The sequence below is a fragment of the Streptomyces sp. NPDC021093 genome (assembly GCF_044333135.1).
Classification (GTDB): domain Bacteria; phylum Actinomycetota; class Actinomycetes; order Streptomycetales; family Streptomycetaceae; genus Streptomyces.
Genome location: NZ_JBIRQJ010000016.1, coordinates 67356 through 87950, shown reverse-complemented (window position 1 = coordinate 87950; position 20595 = coordinate 67356). Strand labels below are relative to the sequence as shown.

At 67.0% G+C, this 20595-nt stretch carries 8 protein-coding genes and 1 pseudogene; 6 read left to right on the top strand and 3 right to left on the bottom strand.

What is annotated here, in order from left to right:
- Positions 1 to 20: 20 nt before the first annotated feature.
- Together ACH4SP_RS37920 and ACH4SP_RS37915 are read left to right on the top strand one after the other, a co-directional pair.
- A complete protein-coding gene (locus ACH4SP_RS37920; RefSeq protein WP_398422211.1) occupies positions 21 to 2090 on the top strand; it encodes an APC family permease in 2070 nt (689 codons plus the stop codon).
- A 121-nt stretch (positions 2091 to 2211) separates the two neighbouring features.
- A complete protein-coding gene (locus ACH4SP_RS37915; RefSeq protein WP_398422209.1) occupies positions 2212 to 3579 on the top strand; it encodes a class I SAM-dependent RNA methyltransferase in 1368 nt (455 codons plus the stop codon).
- A 444-nt stretch (positions 3580 to 4023) separates the two neighbouring features.
- Here ACH4SP_RS37915 and ACH4SP_RS37910 read toward each other — a convergent pair whose 3' ends face one another.
- On the bottom strand, positions 4024 to 7260 hold the full coding sequence (locus tag ACH4SP_RS37910) for a type ISP restriction/modification enzyme (RefSeq protein ID WP_398422207.1): 3237 nt from the start codon (positions 7258 to 7260) through the stop codon (positions 4024 to 4026).
- 305 nt (positions 7261 to 7565) lie between these two features.
- Here ACH4SP_RS37910 and ACH4SP_RS37905 point away from each other — a divergent pair.
- The 4 genes and pseudogenes from ACH4SP_RS37905 to ACH4SP_RS37890 form a co-directional block, all read left to right on the top strand.
- Positions 7566 to 9076: pseudogene (locus ACH4SP_RS37905) on the top strand (UvrD-helicase domain-containing protein); the annotation flags it as partial.
- Positions 9077 to 9988: 912 nt separating this feature from the next.
- Positions 9989 to 12265 (top strand): DUF262 domain-containing protein, encoded by a 2277-nt coding sequence (locus tag ACH4SP_RS37900; protein WP_398422206.1) that lies wholly within the window; start codon positions 9989 to 9991, stop codon positions 12263 to 12265.
- Positions 12266 to 13298: 1033 nt separating this feature from the next.
- A complete protein-coding gene (locus ACH4SP_RS37895) occupies positions 13299 to 16091 on the top strand; it encodes an AAA domain-containing protein (RefSeq protein ID WP_398422204.1) in 2793 nt (930 codons plus the stop codon).
- A 223-nt stretch (positions 16092 to 16314) separates the two neighbouring features.
- Positions 16315 to 17910: an NnrS multi-domain protein gene (locus tag ACH4SP_RS37890; RefSeq protein ID WP_398422202.1), complete on the top strand. Its 1596-nt coding sequence runs from the start codon at positions 16315 to 16317 to the stop codon at positions 17908 to 17910.
- A 737-nt stretch (positions 17911 to 18647) separates the two neighbouring features.
- On the opposite strand, the gene ACH4SP_RS37885 is transcribed toward ACH4SP_RS37890, so the two are convergent.
- Positions 18648 to 19733: a CU044_5270 family protein gene (locus ACH4SP_RS37885; protein ID WP_398422200.1), complete on the bottom strand. Its 1086-nt coding sequence runs from the start codon at positions 19731 to 19733 to the stop codon at positions 18648 to 18650.
- Positions 19730 to 20368: an RNA polymerase sigma factor gene (locus ACH4SP_RS37880; RefSeq protein WP_398422198.1), complete on the bottom strand. Its 639-nt coding sequence runs from the start codon at positions 20366 to 20368 to the stop codon at positions 19730 to 19732. Before ACH4SP_RS37880 ends, ACH4SP_RS37885 begins: the two co-directional genes overlap by 4 nt.
- Positions 20369 to 20595 lie beyond the last annotated feature (227 nt).

The window sequence follows — 20595 nt, the reverse complement described above, 5'->3', positions numbered from 1 at the left end:
GACCGCTTACGATCCTCGACGTGTCCAAACTGACCGACGTGCCCAAACGGATCCTGATCGGCCGGGCCCTGCGCAGCGACAAGCTGGGAGAAACGCTCCTCCCCAAGCGCATCGCACTCCCCGTCTTCGCCTCCGACCCGCTCTCCTCCGTGGCCTACGCGCCCGGAGAAGTCCTGCTCGTGCTCTCCATCGCGGGTGTCTCGGCGTACCACTTCAGCCCGTGGATCGCGGTCGCGGTCGTCGTCCTGATGTTCACGGTCGTCGCCTCCTACCGGCAGAACGTGCACGCGTACCCGAGCGGCGGCGGCGACTACGAGGTCGCCAACACCAACCTCGGCCCGAAGGCCGGACTGACCGTAGCCAGCGCCCTGCTGGTCGACTACGTCCTGACCGTCGCCGTGTCGATCTCCTCCGGCATCGAGAACCTGGGTTCGGCCATCCCCTTCGTCGTGGAGCACAAGGTGCTGTGCGCGGTCGCGGTGATCGTGCTGCTCACCCTCCTCAACCTGCGCGGCATGAAGGAGTCGGGGAAGCTCTTCGCGATCCCCACGTACGTCTTCGTCGCGGGCGTCTTCATCATGCTCGCCTGGGGCGCCTTCCGTTCCCTGACCGGCGACGAGATGAGCGCCCCCACCGCCGACCTGGAGATCAAGCCCGAACACCCGGGTCTGGCCGGCTTCGCGCTGGTCTTCCTCCTCCTGCGCGCCTTCTCCTCCGGCTGCGCCGCCCTCACCGGCGTCGAGGCGATCTCCAACGGCGTCCCCGCCTTCCGCAAGCCGAAGTCGAAGAACGCCGCGACGACGCTCGCCCTGATGGGCACCCTGGCCGTCATCATGTTCTGCGGCATCATCGCGCTCGCCATGAACACGGGCGTCAAGATGGCCGAGAAGCCGGCCGTCGACCTGATCCGCGACGGAGTCCCGGTCGGTGACTCGTACGTACAGAACCCGGTGATCTCGCAGGTCGCAGCCGCGGTCTTCGGCGAGGGCACGTTCTTCTTCATCCTGCTGGCCGCCGCCACCGCGCTGGTCCTCTTCCTCGCGGCCAACACGGCGTACAACGGCTTCCCGCTCCTCGGCTCGATCCTCGCCCAGGACCGCTACCTGCCCCGCCAGCTGCACACCCGCGGCGACCGCCTCGCCTTCTCCAACGGCATCGTGCTCCTCGCGGGCGCCGCCGTCCTCCTGGTCTTCCTCTACGGCGCCGACTCCACCAAGCTCATCCAGCTCTACATCGTCGGCGTCTTCGTGTCCTTCACGCTCAGCCAGATCGGCATGGTCCGGCACTGGAACCGGCACCTGAAGACCACCAAGGACCAGGCCAAGCGCCGCCGCATGATCCGCTCGCGCGCGATCAACACCTTCGGCGCCTTCTTCACCGGCCTCGTCCTCGTCGTCGTACTCGCCACGAAGTTCACCCACGGAGCCTGGGTCGCGCTCCTCGGCATGGTGATCTTCTACGGAACGATGTCCGCGATCCGCAAGCACTACGACCGGGTCGCCGAGGAGATCTCCGCCGCCGAAGGCCCCTCCGACGACAGCCTGCGCCCGTCCCGGGTCCACTCCATCGTCCTGGTCTCCAAGGTCCACAAGCCCACCCTCCGCGCCCTCGCCTACGCGAAACTGATGCGCAGCGACAGGCTTGAGGCGCTGTCGATCAGCGTGGACCCGGCCGAGACGAAGGCGCTGCGCGACGAGTGGGAGCGCCGGGGCATCAACGTCCCGCTCAAGATCCTCGACTCTCCGTACCGCGAGATCACCCGCCCGATCATCGAGTACGTGAAGGGCCTGCGCCGGGAGAGCCCGCGCGACGTCGTCTCCGTCTACATCCCGGAGTACGTGGTCGGCCACTGGTACGAGCACCTGCTCCACAACCAGTCCGCCCTCCGACTGAAGGGCCGCCTCCTCTTCACCCCGGGCGTCATGGTCACCTCCGTCCCCTACCAGCTCGAATCCTCCGAGGCGGCGAAGAAGCGCGCGAAGAAGCGCCAGGACTGGAACGCTCCGGGCGCGGTACGGCGGGGTCCGGTGGACCGCCGTCCCAAGGAGTCCCCCAAGGCGTCCTCGAACAAGGCCTCCTCGAAGAGCTAGCGGCCGGAGCCCGGTGAGGCTTGCCTTGGTCGAGCGGTCGGGCGACACCCACGTAGACTGGTGGGCTGTTGTCCGGCCGTTCCCCTTCGGTCCCCCTTTGATCCTCTGGAGTCACCCCACCATGCAGTCCGAATCCAAGGCATCGAAGGAAACGGCCGACGCCCCGAAGGAGCCCAAGGTCTCCCTCGTCGGTACGGAGTACGAGGTCGAGGTCGGCCCCGTCGCGCACGGCGGCCACTGCATCGCCCGTACGTCCGAGGGCCAGGTCCTCTTCGTGCGCCACGCCCTCCCCGGCGAGAAGGTCGTCGCCCGCGTCACGGACGGCGAAGAGGGCGCCCGCTTCCTCCGCGCCGACGCGGTGACCGTCCTGGACCCCTCCAAGGACCGTGTCGAAGCCCCCTGCCCCTTCTCAGGCCCCGGTATGTGCGGCGGCTGCGACTGGCAGCACGCGAAGCCCGGCGCCCAGCGCCGCCTCAAGGGCGAAGTCATCGCCGAGCAGCTGATGCGCCTCGCCGGGCTCACCCCCGAGGAGGCCGGCTGGGACGGCACGGTCATGCCCGCCGAGGGTGACAAGCTGCCCGCGGGACAGGTCCCGCAGTGGCGCACCCGCGTCCAGTACGCCATCGACTCCGAGGGCCGCGCGGGCCTGCGCAAGCACCGCTCGCACGACATCCAGCCCGTCGACCACTGCATGATCGCCTCGCCCGGCGTCTCGGAACTCGGCATCGAGAAGCGCGAGTGGCCCCAGATGGCCTCCGTCGAAGCCATCGCCGCCACCGGCTCGAACGACCGCCAGGTCATCCTGACCCCCACCCCCGGCGGCCGCCTCCCCCTCGTCGAACTCGACAAGCCCGTCTCCGTGCTCCGCATCCACGAGAAGGACGGCGGCGTCCACAAGGTCCACGGCCGTGCCTTCGTCCGCGAGCGCGCCGACGGCCGTACGTACCGCGTCGGCATGGGCGGCTTCTGGCAGATCCACCCGCAGGCCGCCGACACCCTGATGCGCGCGGTCATGCAGGGCCTCATGCCCCGCAAGGGCGAAACGGCCCTCGACCTCTACTGCGGCGTCGGCCTCTTCGCGGGCTCCGTCGCGGAACGCGTCGGCGAGCGCGGCGCGGTCCTCGGCATCGAGTCCGGCAAGCGCGCCGTCGAGGACGCCCGCCACAACCTCGCCTCGATGCCGAACGTCCGCATCGAACAGGGCAAGGTCGAGTCCGTACTCCCGCGCACGGGAATCACCGAAACCGACCTGATCGTCCTCGACCCGCCCCGCGCGGGCGCCGGCAAGCAGACGGTCAAGCACCTCTCGACGCTGGGCGCACGCAGGATCGCGTACGTGGCGTGCGACCCGGCGGCGCTGGCGCGCGACATCGCGTACTTCAAGGAGGGCGGGTACAAGGTGCGGACGCTGCGGGCTTTTGATCTGTTTCCGATGACGCATCACGTGGAGTGCGTAGCGATTCTGGAGCCGGTGAAGAAGGACGACTGAGCTGCGGGTTTGTGGTCTGGATGAGGATCTCGACGTGTTTTGAATGTCGCATCAGGTGGAGTCCGTTACCCGTCTTCGAATCTGCTGCCGAGGGCTTCTGACCTGCGGGTTTGTGCCCATGTTTCATGCGTGGTGTCGGTGTTGGGGGTACTTCTTGACGCTGGAGTACGGCTCGTGACGCTCATCCGACGCTCGCCCTGACCCAGTGTCAGTTCGCCGGAAGCGCAGGTCGTAACGCTCAGTAGTGTTACGGCCTGTGCCTCCAGACCTCTTGGGGCGGGGGCCTTCGATGCGAATCGGATCGGCAGCCCATTCCACGGCCTGCGCTTGGAAAGCGGAGATGCCGGCTTTGTCGTCAGGGCGCCTAACGGTGACCGTGGCGTCGTGTATGCGTGGCGTCGAGTTTTGGCGTGCTGAAGTGCATCCCCCCTGGTCTGCGGCGATTCAGCTTGGGAAGTCGAAGGTTCCTTGACTGGTCCCCGGCGCGGGACGATGCGAGCGCGGCGCCTTGGGCTCCTTCGCCGCGTAGGGCGGTACTGGCAGGACGCCGAGCTCCCGTAGATCGTCCGTGGTGATCAGCGAACCTGCGTGCACTACTTCGAGGAGACGGTTCTGTTCCGGTTCGAGCGCAACCAGAAGTGCAAGAGCGTTGATGAGGTCCAGTAGGTCGATGGTCCACCGCACAGGCCATGCAGACGGGAGGATTTCGTTCAACGGGGACTGCCATTCGACATCGGGTTTGCGTTTTCGGAAGCCAAACCACTTGCGAATCACCTGGACGCCGCCGATTCGGTAGTCCCAAACCTCTGGGGTTACGGGCGCAATGGAACCGGCACCGATCATGAGAGTGCGGGTTTCGGCGTCGTAGGAAATGCTTTCGGGTATCCCGCTGTCTCCCTCGCCGATCGCGACGGTGCAGACGGGCTGTTCCGATGGGGGAAGGCGTGGGCTCCGTCCGGACGGGCGGCCATGCTGCGGTGACGCGAAGCGTTGCCCGTACGTGTGTATCCACACCGTTCGCCGACCGATTTCGGCCACCTTCGCCCATAGGCAGGGGTCGCGTGTCAGCGGAATGTGGGTGCCCCGCGATACCAGGTGCTCCGCGAATCGACGGGTGTAGCCGCTGTGCCCGGCTATGCCCGCGATGTAGGCGAAGAGCTCTTCTGCGGACACTTCCACACCGTGGATCTGCGACAGCGCCCTGAGAAGCCCCGGCGTCACATTCGCGTCTGCCAGCTTCGGATGACGGTAGAGCGGTACGACCCGGCCTCCTTCTGTGCCCTTGAAATGATGCATGTCAGGGATGAGAGCGGTGAAGGTCACTGCCGGACCTGACCGCCCCGACTCTGTGTGCAGCTCGGAGAGGTAGACCTGATGGTCGCTGTGAGCGAACCACAAAGCTGGCCGTGGAAAATCGATCACCCGTCGGTCCGCGATGATCCATTGCCTGTCGAAGGTCATCCGTCCGTACGGAGCCAGGATCGGCGTCTGATCCGACTCCTCCGCAAGAGCGTCTCGCCATTCGAAGCCCGGTAAGGGCCGTTCAGGCTTGTCCGGGTGACGGTCCCGAGTGCTCTTTAGCAAGTTTGCCTTGGTCGACGGCGGGGCCAGTACGAGTGTTCGCCAGCGCTCGCGCAGAACGTCCGGACTGGGCGACACTGGCCAACTGCGGTTGTTCTTGTTGCCGGAACTCGTCCAAGGCAACAAGGCATCCACCGGCGGCATCGCCGCCCACTCGGCCGCGTCAACAGCCTGGAAGGGCGCAGTCCATCCGGACCCACAGGGGCGCCACTGCGTTCCGTTCAGATGCCCGGCGATGCCTAGCCCGTTGAGCCAGCCGAACTTCTCCTCCCTGAATCCCGCAGGCGCGTCGAGTCGCCATACGCGCGCCGGTCGTTCCAGGTCCGGCGGACCTCTGCGGACGAAGACAGCGATGCACACCTCTCGTTTCACCGCCTGGAACACACGGGTGCGAGTGTCGGAGTACGCGCCTTCCGGAGAGAGCCCGATGATCCAGCCTTCGTCGGCCGACTCGCGCAGGTAATGCCGCATGCCTGCCGCGCCCTTGCTGTCCAGGAAGCCGGAGTTGGTGATGAGGGCGACGATCCCACTGGGAGCATCAGGTGCTCCGGAGGCCGTCACTTGGTCGAAGACCTTCCAGGTGGACCATGCCCAGAAGTAGACGTAGAGGTTGTCCAGCGCGTATCCGATACGTCCGTTGTCCTCGGGATGGAAGCGCGCCAGGATCGGCCCCCGGTTGTTGGGATTTCCCTCAGTGACCCATCGTCCGGTGCCCGACTGTTTGGCACCGCGAAGGTACGGGGGATTTCCGATGACGACCATGACCTTCTCCTCGGCCTTGACTTCGTTCGCAAGGCGTCGGTGTCGGGCGATCGCTTCGTACATGAGACCCAGATGGTGCTCGACAGCCGGATCGTCCAGGGTGTCGGCCACCAGCAACCGCGGTGGATGACCCGTGATGTCGGTCTGGTGAGCCTTGAAGGCGTGATGCACACGGAGCTCGGCTACCGCGTACGGGCCGGTCTGCTTCTCCAGCCCGATGAGGCGCCCTGAAAGCTCGCGGAGGAGCCCGCTCTTGAGAGCCTCCCCGTGCTTCAGCGCCAGGTCTTTGGCAACGTGGTCGACGATGTTGATGAGGAACGTCCCGGTTCCCATGGCGGGGTCGACCACGGTGACGTCTTGGCTTCCGAATCCTTCGTCCAGGCGGAGACGGTCGCGCAGCACCTCATCGGTAAACCGGACCATGAAGCGCACAGCTTCGTTGGGGGTGTAGTAGGTGCCGGTCTCCTGGCGAAGTTGTGGATCGTAGGCGCTGAGAAACCCTTCGTACAGATGGAGGTATGCGTCGCCGGTGCCGTCTTTGAACAACTCCGGATCGACACCGGATACGACGGCGGTCAATGCGCCAATGGTGCCGTGGAGATCGTCGAGTGCCTCGTCGGTGAGCACGGCCAAGGCCTTGCCCATGAGGGAGTGTCGTTTGCCGAGCTTCTCCGCCACCTCGCGCAGGGGGAGATGCTCCAGATCGATCCCCTCCAGACGGGCGAGCAGGATCGCGAATGTCAGCGTCTGGCTGTAGTGGTCGGCGAACTCGTGGGGGCGGGCATCGGGGAACAGCAGGTCCTTCCAGTTGCCGGCCAGGACGGAGAAGGCTTCCTTGGCTTCGCCCCGCTCCTCTCGGCCCAGACGCTCCGTGACCTCGTCCCGCAGGAGGGCGCAGTGGCCGGCGATACGCTTCACCAGCTCCCCGACGCTGCCGATGGCCACAGGGGGAGGAGAGAGGAAGGCCGACACAACACGTTCGAACTTGCCGTCGGCAGGGGCCAGCTGTCGGTGGCCTTCGAGGAGGTCTCCCGTGAGGTGCGCGGTCGTTCCTACTCGAACCCCGAACCGGTACAGGGCCCAGTCATGTCCGTCGGTGTACAGGAGATTGTGGAGTGCCTTGAACTTTTCCCACTGACGGCCGTCGTGGCTCCGAACCGACCACTGCGTGGGGTCGGCCCCCTTGCCGGGCTGCTTCAACTCGACGTGGCCGATGACGCGCCCACCGACACTGATGGCGAAGTCCGGTCGCACGCGGAGTTCCTTGATCGCGTTCTGTCCGTGAGCCGTCAGCGTGACACGCTGACGTGCGGCCATGTCGTGCAGCAGCTGTTCCACGGGCGCGGTCAGGCTTTCCTCCTTCCCGCTGGACGATCCTCCTGGGCCCTGTAACTTGGCCCTGACGTCCCGCCCGAAGCGGGCCACCAACGCCGCAATCGATGCGCTGTCCGCCCTGCTCGCGCCCTGAGTTCTCCGCAATTGCGCCCACCCCCACGGCGATGCGTACACACAGCGACCATCCCTGTACACAGTGCCCCGATGTCTCCAACTTGCAAACACTAGGGGTGAGTTGAAACGGTTCTGCGCCTTGGGTGTGACTGATGCGGAACTCCGTCGGGCGATTGTGGGCGAGGAGCCACGTCGGGGACTTCGGCCGATGGAAGGTCTTCCTGCACCCCACCCAGGAGAAGCTCGTCAGGCGTGGTTACTCCGGCCCGGCACGGGTGGGGGCGGGCCGGGGACGGGAAAGACCATCGTCGCCCTGCACCGGGTGAAACACCTCGTGGAGCAGTTGCCGCCCGGCCACAACAAACCGGTGCTGCTCACTACCTTCAACAAGAATCTGGCAGCGGACCTCCGTACCCGGCTACTTTCGCTCGGTGGCACCGAGCTGCTCGCGCGCGTTGACATCCTGCACGTCGACCAGCTGGCGACCCGTGTGGTCAGTGAGGCTGACCCGGGCAACGAACGGCGCAGGATCGATGACGCAACAGTGCTGCGTGAGTGGCGCCAACTGCTTGTGGAGTTGGGGGAGACCCGCTGGGACGCGGAATTCCTCAGTGACGAGTGGAACCAGGTGATTCTCGGACAGGCGGTCACCTCCCGGAGCGACTACTTCCGGGCCAGGAGGGCGGGCAGGGGACGCAGTCTCAACCGTGCCGACCGTGCTGAGATTTGGCAACTCACAGAGCGGTTCACCCAGCGTCTCGATGTCAGGAAGCTGGAGACGCACCGACAAGTGGCCGAACGCGCAGCCCAGTTGGAGATGTCGCGCCGGAACGAGATCGAGGAACGCCGTCGTCAGGAGGAAGAGAGGGGCGGGCCGGGCAACATCCACGCGGAGTCAGGCACCGGTGCCTGGCTGCGCTACCGCTACCGACACGTGGTGGTGGACGAAGCCCAGGACCTCGGGGCCGCACATTGGAAGATGCTGCGGGCCATGGTCCCGCAGGAACGTGATGACCTCTTTCTCGTGGGCGACACTCATCAAAGGATCTACGACAACCAAGTGACCCTGGGCAGCCTGGGCGTCAACATTCGTGGGCGTGCGGCCAAGCTAACGCTCAGTTACCGCACCACGCGCGAGATTCTTGCGGCCTCGATCGGGATCCTCGAAGGCGCGGACTTCGACGACCTCGACGGCAGTACGGACGACCTCGCCGGGTACCGGTCGGTGCTGCACGGCGGGCGCCCGTCCCTTCGAGGCTCGGCCAGCTGGGACGAGGAACTCGATCTCGTAGTGGAGCAGGTGCGCGAGTGGCATGACGTCCCGCGCGAATCGGTCGCGGTCTGCGTGCCGACGAACAGCATGGCCGACGACGTGGTGGCCCGACTCGGAAGAAGGGGCATCGTCGCCACGAAGATCACCGGTGACAGCGGGCGGGAAGCCGAGGGAGTGCACGTCGGCACCATGTATCGCTTCAAGGGGCTGGAATTCCGATGCATGGCCGTTGCCGGCGTTTCGGAAGGGTTGGTCCCGCGTTCGGCTGTGGACGCCTGGGAGCGCACGGACCGGCTGCGGTACAGGCGCGAACTTCAGAGGGCACGTTCTCTGCTGTTCGTCGCAGCCACCAGAGCCCGGGACGCGCTTGCCCTCTCGTGGAACGGTGAGCCCAGCCGTTTCCTTCGGTCGCTGGGAGCGAAGGGGCGTTGACCCGCGGTGGGAGCGGGACGGCTCTGAGGGCTTCCGGAGGTGTTCCGCTCGGCTCCAGGCCGGAATTGAAGTGCATCAGGGTGTTGCGGGATTGCCGTGTGGCCGCTCCGCTGGACCCGTCGCGCGGGTGGCCGAAAAGTCGCGCCATTGCTGCTCGTTCTGAAGGACGTCGCCTCCTGGTGGCCGGGCAGATCGCACGGTAGCTGGCGGACAGTCGGGAGAGGAGGCCGCCCGTCCCTGAAGGCAGGATGCCATGTCGCACCTTCTTTGCCGTGCGAGGCTTTCGTCGAGTCTGGCATCGAATCAGGTTCGGCGGTGGTTGTCGTCGAGCACCGTCACTTCTTCTGAAAGCGCTGACGCAAGGGTTGGTCGTATCGGTGGACGAGAGGTAGCCAGCAAGGTGACCTGGGGCGTTCGGCCAACCGGAAAGGTTGCAATTGCGACCGTCTGGTGAAGGATCGCTTGGTACGCCGGTCTGTATCGATGCGTTTCAACTCTCGTGCGCTCAGCGGCATGACATACACCATGCTCGGAGGGTGATGGATCACTCTGAACTTCCGGATCCATCACCGTTATGTGCGCATCAGTCCGCATCGTGCATGGTCATTGACCGGTGTCCAGCGAGGCGCTTGTTGATGCGTTCGTCGATTCAGTAACACAGTCCGCGCGAAGTGTGCTGCGCGAGGACCCCTCTTCGAAACCCGGTGACGCACGGCGATGTCCCCGATGAGGCCCATCCTCATGGCGTTCGAGATTCGACCTGGTTGGGTCCCAGCACCGTCCAACCCTTCTTGTGGCAAGTGCCATTGACCCAGCGGTGTGGCGTGTCCACGTGGTAGAAATCTGATGCTGTTCCCACGCTCTGACCGCTTCCGCCGGCCAGTTGCCCTCGGACGTTAGGAGCCCTCGGCTGTGCCATCCACGTTGTATCGCGACACTGGTTACACACTTCGGCACCTGATCGAGAACATCGAAGGCGGCCGTATCGGACTCCCCGACATTCAACGCCCGTTCGTCTGGTCCGCGGCGAAGACCCGCGATCTCTTCGATTCGATGTATCGGGGCTACCCGATCGGCACCCTGATGTTCTGGGAGACCGGCGCTGAGGTGGGGACGCGGCAGATCGGAGCGGAAGCCGTTGATCGAGCCCCCCAGCTGTTGGTCGTTGACGGGCAGCAGAGGCTCACCGCCCTGTTCGCTGTCCTCACCGGGCGCAAGATCGTCACTAAGTCTTTCGACGAGATTAACGTCCGCATCGCGTTCCATCCGGAGGATCAGACGTTCGAGGTCACGGACGCGGCGATCGAGCGTGACGCCCACTTCATTCCGGACATCACCGCGCTCTGGGCCCAAGGCGGTTATAAGCCCACCGTTCGGCGGTTCTTCCAACGGCTCGAAGAAGCCAGCGGGCAGCCGTTGTTGGACGCTGCCAAGGATGAGCTCGAAGAGCGCATAGACGGGGTCCGGGACCTGCACGAGTTCCGCTTCCAGGTTGTGGAGCTGGGTGCTTCGGCTGACGAGGAGCAGGTCGCCGACATCTTCGTGCGTATCAACTCCGAAGGTGTGAAGCTCAACCAGTCCGACTTCATCCTCACCCTGATGTCAGTGCATTGGGAGAAGGGTCGCCGCCAGCTCGAAGACTTCAGCCGCGGCGCGGTGATCGCAGGACTCCCCGATCCGAGCCCTCGCAACGCCTTTCTGGACCCCAGCCCGGACCAACTGCTGCGCGTAGCCGTCGCTGTCGCCTTCCGGCGCGCCCGGCTGCAGCACGTCTACAGCGTCCTCCGGGGAAAGGACCTCGGAACGGGAAAGGTCACCGCCGCTCGACGGCAGGAGCAGTTCGACCGGCTTGCCCAAGCACACACGAAGGTCCTGGACCTGACCAGCTGGCACGAGTTCTTCCAGTGCGTCAGGGCGGCCGGATTCCGCAGCCGCAAGATGATCACCTCCGACAACGCCCTGCTGTACAGCTACACGATCTGGCTGATCGGACGCCACGACTTCGGGCTGACGGCTGAGGAACTCCGTCCTGTGATCGGACGGTGGTTCTTCATGGCGCACACCACCGGCCGGTACTCCAACTCGCCTGAGTCGCAAATGGAGTTCGACCTGGGACGCATCGGCAGTCTATCGCCAGGTGACGGCCGAGCCTTCACTGCGGAACTCGACCGGATCATCGCAGCGAACTTCACCGGCGACTACTGGGACATCTCCCTGCCGAACCGGTTGGACACATCCTCATCGCGTTCACCGGTGCTGTTCGCCTACCAGGCGGCGCTCAACATCCTCGACGCAGAAATGCTCCTCGGCGACCAACGAATCCGTGATCTGCTGGACCCCTCAGTCAAACCCGTCAAGGCTGTCGACCGGGACAATCTGTTCCACCGCAAGGTGCTCGCCAGGCTGGGTATTACTGACCGGCGCCAAGTCAATGCCATCGCCAACATGGCGTACGTGACGTGGCCAGCAGACGAGCTGTCCAACACCGACGCACCACATGACTACTGGCCGAGAATCACGGATGCGATGGTCCCGGAGGTGCTCGAGCGGCAGGTGCGGTGGCACGCGCTGCCGGTCGGCTGGGAACAGCTCGACTACTTCACGTTCCTGGAACGGCGGCGTCACCTCATCGCCAAGGTCGTGCGGGAAGCGTTCGAAACCCTCACGGGGGAACGCCCTGCGCACGTCCCCACCACCCCGGCCGACATGATCGCCGCCGGGGAGTCCCAAGGCGCCGAGTTCAAGGCCAGCGCCCGCTGGAACGTGCACACCCGGCAGGCCGACAAGTCCCTACGGCACAACATCGTCAAGGCCGTCTGCGGCTTCCTGAACGGTGAGGGCGGAAACCTGTACATCGGCGTCGCCGACGACGGGACTGTCCTCGGCATCGAGGACGACCTCACCACCCTGGAGTCGCAGGCCAGCGTCGACGGGTACGAGCTCTTCGTACGCCAACTCCTCGACAGTAGCCTTTCGACCCCGACAGCGACCACCGTCCGCGTACGCTTCCCGGAAATTTCCGGCAACGTCGTCTGTCAGATCAGCGTTGCCGCGGCAGGTAAGCCGGTCTTCGCCAAGCCCGCCAAGGGCGGCAACGGCGCCACCGACTTCTGGGTCCGGGTCGGCAACGCCACCAAGCAACTCCACGGCGACGACCTCCTGCGTTACCAGGAGGAACACTGGGGATGAGCGTCCTTATGGCCAGCCCCCCGACCAGAGGGGAATGGCCTCGGGGCTGTCCCTGGTGTTGACCAAGGTCCGGTTGCTGCCGAGAGCATTGGGAGTCGCACTTACGAGACGGTGTGGCCAGCCCGGACTGAGGCGAGCACGTTCATCGGATACAGCAGAACGGCCTTGACCCGCGCCGGTCCAGGGCCCCCTCACGGCGTGGCAGTGGTCGAGCGCCGGGACGAGGAACGACTCGGTCTTCCTGGAACCCGTGCCCGTCGTGACCAGCGTCGGCAGGGCGGGCCGTGGAGCGCGCTCAGCCGCTCGTACGCCCTCGCCTGAGGCCGATACGGGGTGAAACCCCGGAACCCGCTCCAGGTGCTTCTCCCAGCTGGCCTCGGCCCTGTGGAAGGGAGTCCTGATCCGCGGGAAAGGGACCGCGGAGCATCCCGGTCTCGGGATGCTCTAGACACCTCTCCAACGCCCGACGGGGCCCTCGCCGGTGAGCACGTTCGTCGTCGTGAGGTACTGATTGGACGGCCCCGCAACTGCGCGGCGGCCGGAGTGGGCCTCGCGACGCTCTCCCCTAATTCACACCATGTTGGTGAGCTGCGTCAACGGCATACGGAGCTGCCGACATCGCTCCTGGCAATGACGGTCCGCGAATGATTCCAGCCAGTGACTGGCCAGTGCCGCCGAGTGCCCCGCTCAGCGGCGGCACACTCACGTACAGTCTTCGGACCTGTGGGGGCAAGCTAGGGGAGCGGTATACATGACCGAGACGGGGCATCCGTATCCCGTTGAGGAGTTTCTGACGGCCGTGCGCGCCGAGATCCTCGCGGAACACCGGAGCGACGCCGAGGGGGCCGTGAAGGTTGCCCTCTCCAAGGGGCGGCTTCTCGCGCACTCCGGGGAGACACGCGAGTATCTCTTCGAGTGCCGCACTTGGCAGGACAGCCTGGACGGTGTCCCCGTCCTTGTCCGGCCATCACGTTCCCGGAAAGCATGGGACCCGGCCGAGGCATCCCGTGCTCCGGACGGGACCGTACGGCTCGTGACGAGAGCCGATCTCGGAACCGCGCCCGCGAACGTCCAGATCCGCAAGGACGACGCGGCCGGCTGGGCCGCCCTGGCCGAACGCCTGGAGACGGCCGGCGGGCAGGACAGTCCCGTCGATCCTGGGCGCGCCGGCTGGCTGGTCGGGCGAGGCAACCCCCGTACCGGCCGTGCCGAGAACCCGGGGCGATGGGTGGCGAACTGGGCGGGACTCCAGCTGAACCGGCGTCAGCGTGACGCCGTCGCACAGGCCCTCGCCAGCGATGTGCTCTTCCTGTGGGGGCCGCCCGGCACCGGCAAGACGGATGTCGTCGGCCACATCGTCGAAGGCAGTTTCCGCCAAGGGCTCAGAGTCCTCTTCCTCGCCCCCACGAATGTCGCAGTGGACCAGGCGCTGGAGCGGATGTGCTCCCTGCTGGAGCACGAGGAGGGCTTCGCCGAGGGAATCGTCCAGCGGGCCGGGAACATCGTCCTGCCGTCGCTGCGCAACCGCTACGGCGACCAGGTCGACCCTGCCCGTATCGCCGCGCTGCTCGTGGAGAGTATCGACCGGCAAATCGGCACGGCTAGCGACCAACTCAAGGGCGCGAGAGCGGCGATAGCCCTGCACGACCGCGTCCGGGACCTGGATTCGGACCTGGCCACCGCCACGGCGGAGATGGCCGAGGCCGGTCGCGAGCAGGCTGCGGCGGCTCTGACGGTGGCGACCGCGGACACCCTGGCCGTACAACTGCGTTCGAAGATGGAGAAAGTGGGACCCCCGACCGGATTCCGTGCGGAGCGCAGAGCGGCGAAACTGAGTGACCTCTGGACGGCCTTGGCGGCCGAAGAGGACCGCGCGGCACAGGCCAGGGAGGCCGTCGCGCGCGCATCCCGTCGCCACAAGGCGGGCGAGAAGCAGGCGGCCGAAGCTCGCCGCATGCTTTCCGGGGCCCACGCCGCCGTCGTGGGGATACCGCCCCGGCCGACCGTCGTCGAGTCCGCCGTCGTACTCCAGAAGCTCATCGACGAGCTCGGGCAGAAACGCAAGCGCATCCAGGACGAGGTCCGGTCCCACTGCCGGGTGCTCGGAGCGACCGTGGCCAAGGCCGTCCAGTCGAGGAAGCTGCTCGACGAGATCGATGTCGTGGTGATTGACGAGGCCGGAATGGTCAACCTGCCCTCGGCATGGTTCGCCGCCGGTCTCGCTCGCAAGCGCGTGATCGTGGCGGGCGACTTCCGGCAGCTGCCCGCCGTGACCAAGGGCGACAGCGACCGGGAGGCGAGCGAGGAGGAGCGGGCCCACTCCCGCGAATGGACAGCACGAGACGCTTTCCACGCCGCCGGTCTGGTCGACCCCTCCGGTCGGGTGGGCCAGGACCCTCGGCTGGTGGCGCTCGACACTCAGTATCGGATGAGGGAACCGATCTGCGCGGTCGTCAACGAGGTGGCGTACCCCGACGCACCGCTCAGGACCGGGCGGGGCGAAACGAGCCGCCTGCCGTTCGCTCCGCTCATCGACTCCCCGGTGATCCTGATCGACACATCCGGCCGTCGGATCACCGGCGGCGGTCGCAAGCCCCACATGACGAACGCCGTCCATGCCGCCGTCATCCACGAACTGGTCCGAGGGCTCCAGTTCGAGGGAGTCCTCCCCGGCCGCAAGTGGCAGGAGGTTCCCGAAGGAGAACGGGCGACCGACCGGCTCGCAGTCATCTCGCCGTACCGGGAGCAGGTCAAGGCCCTCAAGAGCAGCCTGGCCCACCGATTCGGAGATGATTACGACGGTCTGGTCGACACCGTCCACCGGTTCCAGGGCAGCCAGCGCCCCGTCGTGCTCCTCGACACAGTGGCGGGCGCCGGCAAGGACCCCGGCTTCTTCTACAGCGGAACGGGACTGTCCTCGCAGACCTGCCGCCTTCTCAACGTCGCTCTCAGCCGGGCCCAGGACCACTTGGTCGTCGTGGCGGACGTCGCCTTCCTGCGCAAGCACCTGGCCCCGCACAGCGAGGCACTGGCGATGATCGACCATTTGGAAGGGCACGCGCAGACCATCTCCGCCGATCAGTTGATCCCCATCCGGGATGCGGACCAGCTTGCCGTTCTGTCGGAGGAGGAGCTGGCACGGCCCGCGTTCTTCGAGCACAGTGAGGTCCTGAGCGCCGTGGAGTGGGACGTGGAACGCGCCCGGCACAGCATCGAGCTGTACTCGGCGTTCATGGACGCGACTCCGGTCCGCCGGTGGGCCCGGATGCTCGGGCCGAGGACGGCTGCCGGAATCCAGGTAACTGTCTTCACCCGCCCTCCGGAGGAGCAGCAGGAACCGTCCCGTGTGGCACGGCACCGGGAACTCGTGCAGCAACTGGAGGCTGTCGGTTGCCGGGTCGAGTTCCGCGACCGCATGCACGAGAAGGTTCTCATCCTCGATGGCTCGGTCCTCTGGCACGGTTCGAAGAACCTGCTCGCGAACATCGGGCCGACGGATTTGATGATGCGCTACACCGACCCGGCCTCCTGCGACCGCGTACGGCGGCTGATGGAGCGCACCCGCATGGAACGCCCGGCGCGGGGGCCGTGGCGCCCGGCCGAGCAGGCTGCTCCGGCGCCCGACGTGCCGGCCCAGCGAGCGGAGGAGACCGACAAGGTGTCCCCGGGGCTGATCCGCAACGGCCGCCTGTACCTCAAGGTCCCGTTTGCGCAGAAGAACGAGGCGAAGCGCCTGCTCAGAGCCCAGTGGGACAAAGCGGCCGAGCTTTGGTGGGTCGACGCGGCCAAGGTCACCCGGGAGCAGGCGGCGCGCTGGCTGCCGTAGCTGCTGATGCCGGGCGCTGCGCGGTACCTCAGCCGTTAGACGCTTGCGGCCAGATATCGACCGTACAAGGACAGTTGATCCTTCGGCTGGGGTGCGTGGTGGCTGCCGCTGTCCTCCGGTGAGATGTCCTTTCGTCCGTTCCCTCGTAGGAGTGGCTTTCTTCCACCATGACCGTCACTTCGTAGGCCGCTGTACCTTCGGAGCCCGGTGAGAGGGGGAGCTGATGCCGGGGATTCGTTACGACCAGCGTGTGCTGGTGCTCGTCGAGGTACGGGGGGAGCAGCGCGACTGGGATGAGGCGGAGCGGGTGTTCGACCATAAGGGCTGGCCGGTCGTGACCGCGTTCGCCCGTGGTGAGGGCGCGTCGCGGGGTGTGCTGAGCGAGGCCGACCCGGCACGGTTGTACTCCGTCGAGGTGCGGTTCTTCGGGGCCCGCAACCGGCGCACCGAGCGGGCGGCCACTTGGCGGGTGGAGCGGCTGGCACGGACGGCCGGGTTGGAGATGTACGCCCGGCGTTGCGAGCTGGTGGACCGGGACCGGGAGCAGCTGACCGGCTGGCGGGCGCATACGGTGGCCCATAGACCACCGCGCGCACCCGTCCCCAGGCCGCGGACGTCGATGGAGGCATTGCGCAACGCGGCGGTGCTGGTGCGTGCGCGAACCTCGGAGAGGCGTGGCTACCACGACACGGGCATGGTGGTCACGGGTACGGCGTCGGAAGCCCGCCGGCTCTCCCGCATGGACTTGCCCGGCGGTTCCGCTCCGAGGGCTGTCATCGACGTACGGCCGCTCTACGGCCGGGAGCGAAGGCACATCGTGCCGCGTCGCGACGAAGACAGTCGGCGTCGAACGTTCCGCCTTGTGGCCTGGTTGCTCGCCATGACCTTCTGCGCCGTGGTTGCCCGGCACCACAGCGATGTACGGATGTGGGTGTGGGCCGGTGCAGCGGTGTTGTGCTTTGCCGGAGGAGCCCGATCGGCGTATGGCATGTTCGCGGCCGGCGGTCGCATAGCGAGCCTTTTCATGGCCGGTGTGGTGTCCGTCTACTTCCTTGTCGTCGCGCTCGGCGCGGGCATGGAGGACGACAGAGGCTGGACCCCGGTGGAGATGCTGTCGCTCTTTGCCATCACGGCGACGGTGGGAGGGATCTGGCTGCTGGTCCGCCAGTGGACGTGGGGCGAATGGCTAGCCTGGGCGGCGCCGCTCGTGTTCACGGCTGTCGTGTCGTACGTGGTGGCATCTGGATCGGTGCTGCACGCGCTGTACGCGGACAGTCTCGGGCTGACACCCGATGACCTCGACGTTTCGGGGATCTGGCAGGCCGCATCGGCGATGAAGCTGTCGAGCTTGCTCAGCTACGCCCTGTTCGTCCCGGCTCTGTGGGGGATCGCGAAGCATGTGCACGCCCCGTTCGTCAGCCCTGTCGAACGGCTCGGCGTCCCGCTGTACGTCCTCACCCAGGTGACGGTGGTGGCGATGTGCGCGCTGGGGGCGCTGGACTCGGCGGGAGAAGCGGTGAAGGACTTCCGCACGGCCGCAGTTCGGAAGACGGATCCGCCTTCGTACTTCGGGGTGACGCCGGAGTGGACGTGCGTCGAGCCGACGGTCCCCGCGGCGAAACTCGGCAGCCGAGGTGGCGTGCTACGTCCCGAGCGGCCGTACCTCTCGTTCGGGGCGGCCGGAGGAACGGTGTCACTGTGGGACGGGCTGGCGGGCGCGGCGCTCCAGATGCCCGCCGAGCAGGTGCGCCTCGTCCCTGCGGCCGATGGCCGGGTTCGGTGCTCCTTCTCGTACGCGAGCCTGCCGAAGGACGGCTGACCTTGTACCAGCCCGGGGAGCACTCGTCGGGATCGACGAACGATATCTGGTCCCGATTAGGGTTGCTTCGCCTTGCCTGCTTCCAGGGGAGGAGCGAGGGCCCGCTTCTTGGTCTGGCGCCTGCCCGCCTTGCGGGAGTGGGCAGGTCGTTGTCGCTCCCGCACCGTCTCCCCAGGGTGGCGGCCGTTCCGAGCTCTGCCGCGATGGTGACGAGTGCCCTTCCAGGGCCCGCTCTGTACCGAGGGCGGGCAGTTCTTCTTGGGAGGCCCCGGTCCCGGCGAGCCCGTGCTTGACCAGCTCGCGGCTGGCAGGCATGGCTCCATGATGTCGGTCGGACATACGGTGCGGGGCATGACGTGAGCTGGCGTCAGGAGTTTGTGGAGGCTGACCCGCTGGGAGAGCTGGCTTCGGCAGCCTGTTCACCGACTGTCGGCTGTGACGCTTCAGGTACCCACACGCAGTACGGCGAGCTGAGAAATGGTGTCTGACCTGGGCTTTTCTGTGATGCGCTCAGGCCGACATCTTCCCGATGACGCATCACGTGGAGTGCGTAGCGATCCTGGAGCCGGTGAAGAAGGACGACTGAGCTGCGGGATTCTCCGCTCGCTCGCGGAACCGGCCGGAGCCCGTCATGGGATCCGGCCGGTTGTCGTCTCGGTGGGGTCGGCCGGCGGGGGATGCGGCGGTCGGTCGCCGAGGTGCGTCGGCTGGCTTGCGCGTGCTCATCTGCGCGGAGGTCAGGCGGTGCCCCGGGTGTCGGGGCGGTCCTTCTTCTGGTCGACGACGGCGCGTTCCAGGACCGCGGTGCGTTCGGTGACGGTGCCGGGCTTGATTCCGTCGACCTCCCGCACCTGGACGCCGCGGCTGCCGAGGTAGGCGTACGTGGTGCGGTCGAAGACCAGCTCGGCGCGCTCCCCGGCCCGTTCGTCCACGCGGGCCAGGGCGATGCCGGACCGGCCCGCCGCGTCCTGGGAATGGGCGACCAGGACGACGCCGGGGATGCGTGCCGCGGCCTGGTAGAGGGCGGCAGCGGTGCGTGCGGGGACGATCTGTTCGCCGATGATCGATTCGATCTCGTCGAACGCCCGCTGGTGCTGGTCGCCTCCGCTCGGAGCCACCTCCGCGTAGATCTTCTTCAGCAGGGCCGCGGGGTTGGTGGGCAGGGCCTTCACCCAGTGGTACGAGCGGTCGGGTGCTTGACCGGGGATGTCCTGGCCGCCCTGCGGGTTGGCTTCGGGGGCGTCTCGGTCCAGCGTGATGCCGCCTTCCGGCTGGTAGCCGGGCTCGTCGAGCCAGCCCTGCTTGTCGTCGGGGGACTTCCAGACCTCGCGGGTGTGCAGGGGCTGGACCCAGGTCCTCGACTCGCTGGTGTCGGCGTTGTGGGACATGGAGAGGTAGGAGACCTGGCGCTTGACGTAGACGAACTGGCCGGGCTTCGGTTCGGGTGTGGCGCGTGCGGCGGCGGCTGCGCTCATCTGCCGTACGGTCGAGGCGAGTTGGGCGGTGCTGCCGTTCTCGATGCGGACCGTCGGGGCTGCGACGGGGGCCGGGGAGGCCGGGTCGTTGGCGCCGGGCACCGTGAGGAGCACGGCGGCCGCGGTCAGGGCGGCGGCGACCGGGACGGTGATGAACAGGGCTCGGCGTACCGGGCGGGACGGGGCGGCGGAGGGGGCGGGGGAGTGGTGCTGGATCTCGTTCAACAGGTGTTCCTCAAGCAGGCGGGTGCGGTCGAGCGACAGGTGCGGGTCTCCCGGCGGCGGCAGCAGCCGGGCCAACTCCGCTCGATCCGGGGGCACTTCGGTCCGCCACTTCTTGCGGATCATCGGGACCTCTCCTTGTTCGGCTCGTGCGACCGGGCCGCGGAAGTGCGGCCGTCCTGTACTTGTCCGGGGCGGGGGTGGGGTTCCCTGTGTGCGCCCAGTTCTTCGGCGGCCAGCTTGCGCAGCCGGGTGCGGGCGCGGGAGAGGCGGGAGCGCACGGTGCCGACGGGGATGCCGAGTGCGGCGGCGGCTTCCGCGTAGCCGAGGCCGGACCACACGCACAGGGTGAACACCTCGCGGTCGGCGCGTCTGAGGCGGCTCAACGCCCTTCGCGCTGCGGTGAGTTGTTCGGCGTCCGCCATCCGGCCGACCAGCTCGTCGGCGAAGTCGGGCACGGTGTCCTTGGCGGGCAGTCGGTTGAGTGCGGCGCGGTGGCGGCGGGCGGTGCGGGTGGTGTTGCGCAGCACGTTCACCGCGATGCCCATCAACCAGGGCCGGGGGCTCTCCCCTTCGTCGCGCAAGGTGGCGCGCAGCCGCCACACCTCCAGGAAGACCAGGGACACGACGTCCTCCGCCAGTCCCCAGTCACCGCTGACGCGTACCGCGTGGCGGTGCACCAGGGGGGCGTGGTCGCGGAACAGCTCCCGGAACGCCTCTGGATCTCCGGCCCGTATTCGGGCGTGCAATGAATAGTCCACGCTTCGTCTTGTCCGCAGGCCGTTCCGGGTTCCCGTGAGTCGGCTCACATGTGTCGCAGGTGACGAGCCGTCCCGTCTCACAGGGCCGACGGGGGCTGGCAATGCCCTCACCCGCCACCAGCTCCGGCAGAGCCTGGCACAACTCGGACCACGTCATGGTGCGACAAGGGGACGTGCCCTCCCGGGCGGTGCCCACAGCGCGGCGGTCCAGCGTCCGTTATCGGCCG

Bases quoted from the DNA above. Each gene is read 5' to 3' on its own strand.
- ACH4SP_RS37915 (WP_398422209.1), top strand. From the start codon at position 2,212: ATGCAGTCCGAATCCAAGGCATCGAAGGAAACGGCCGACGCCCCGAAG.
- ACH4SP_RS37890 (WP_398422202.1), top strand. From the start codon at position 16,315: ATGCCGGGGATTCGTTACGACCAGCGTGTGCTGGTGCTCGTCGAGGTA.
- ACH4SP_RS37885 (WP_398422200.1), bottom strand. From the start codon at position 19,733: ATGATCCGCAAGAAGTGGCGGACCGAAGTGCCCCCGGATCGAGCGGAG.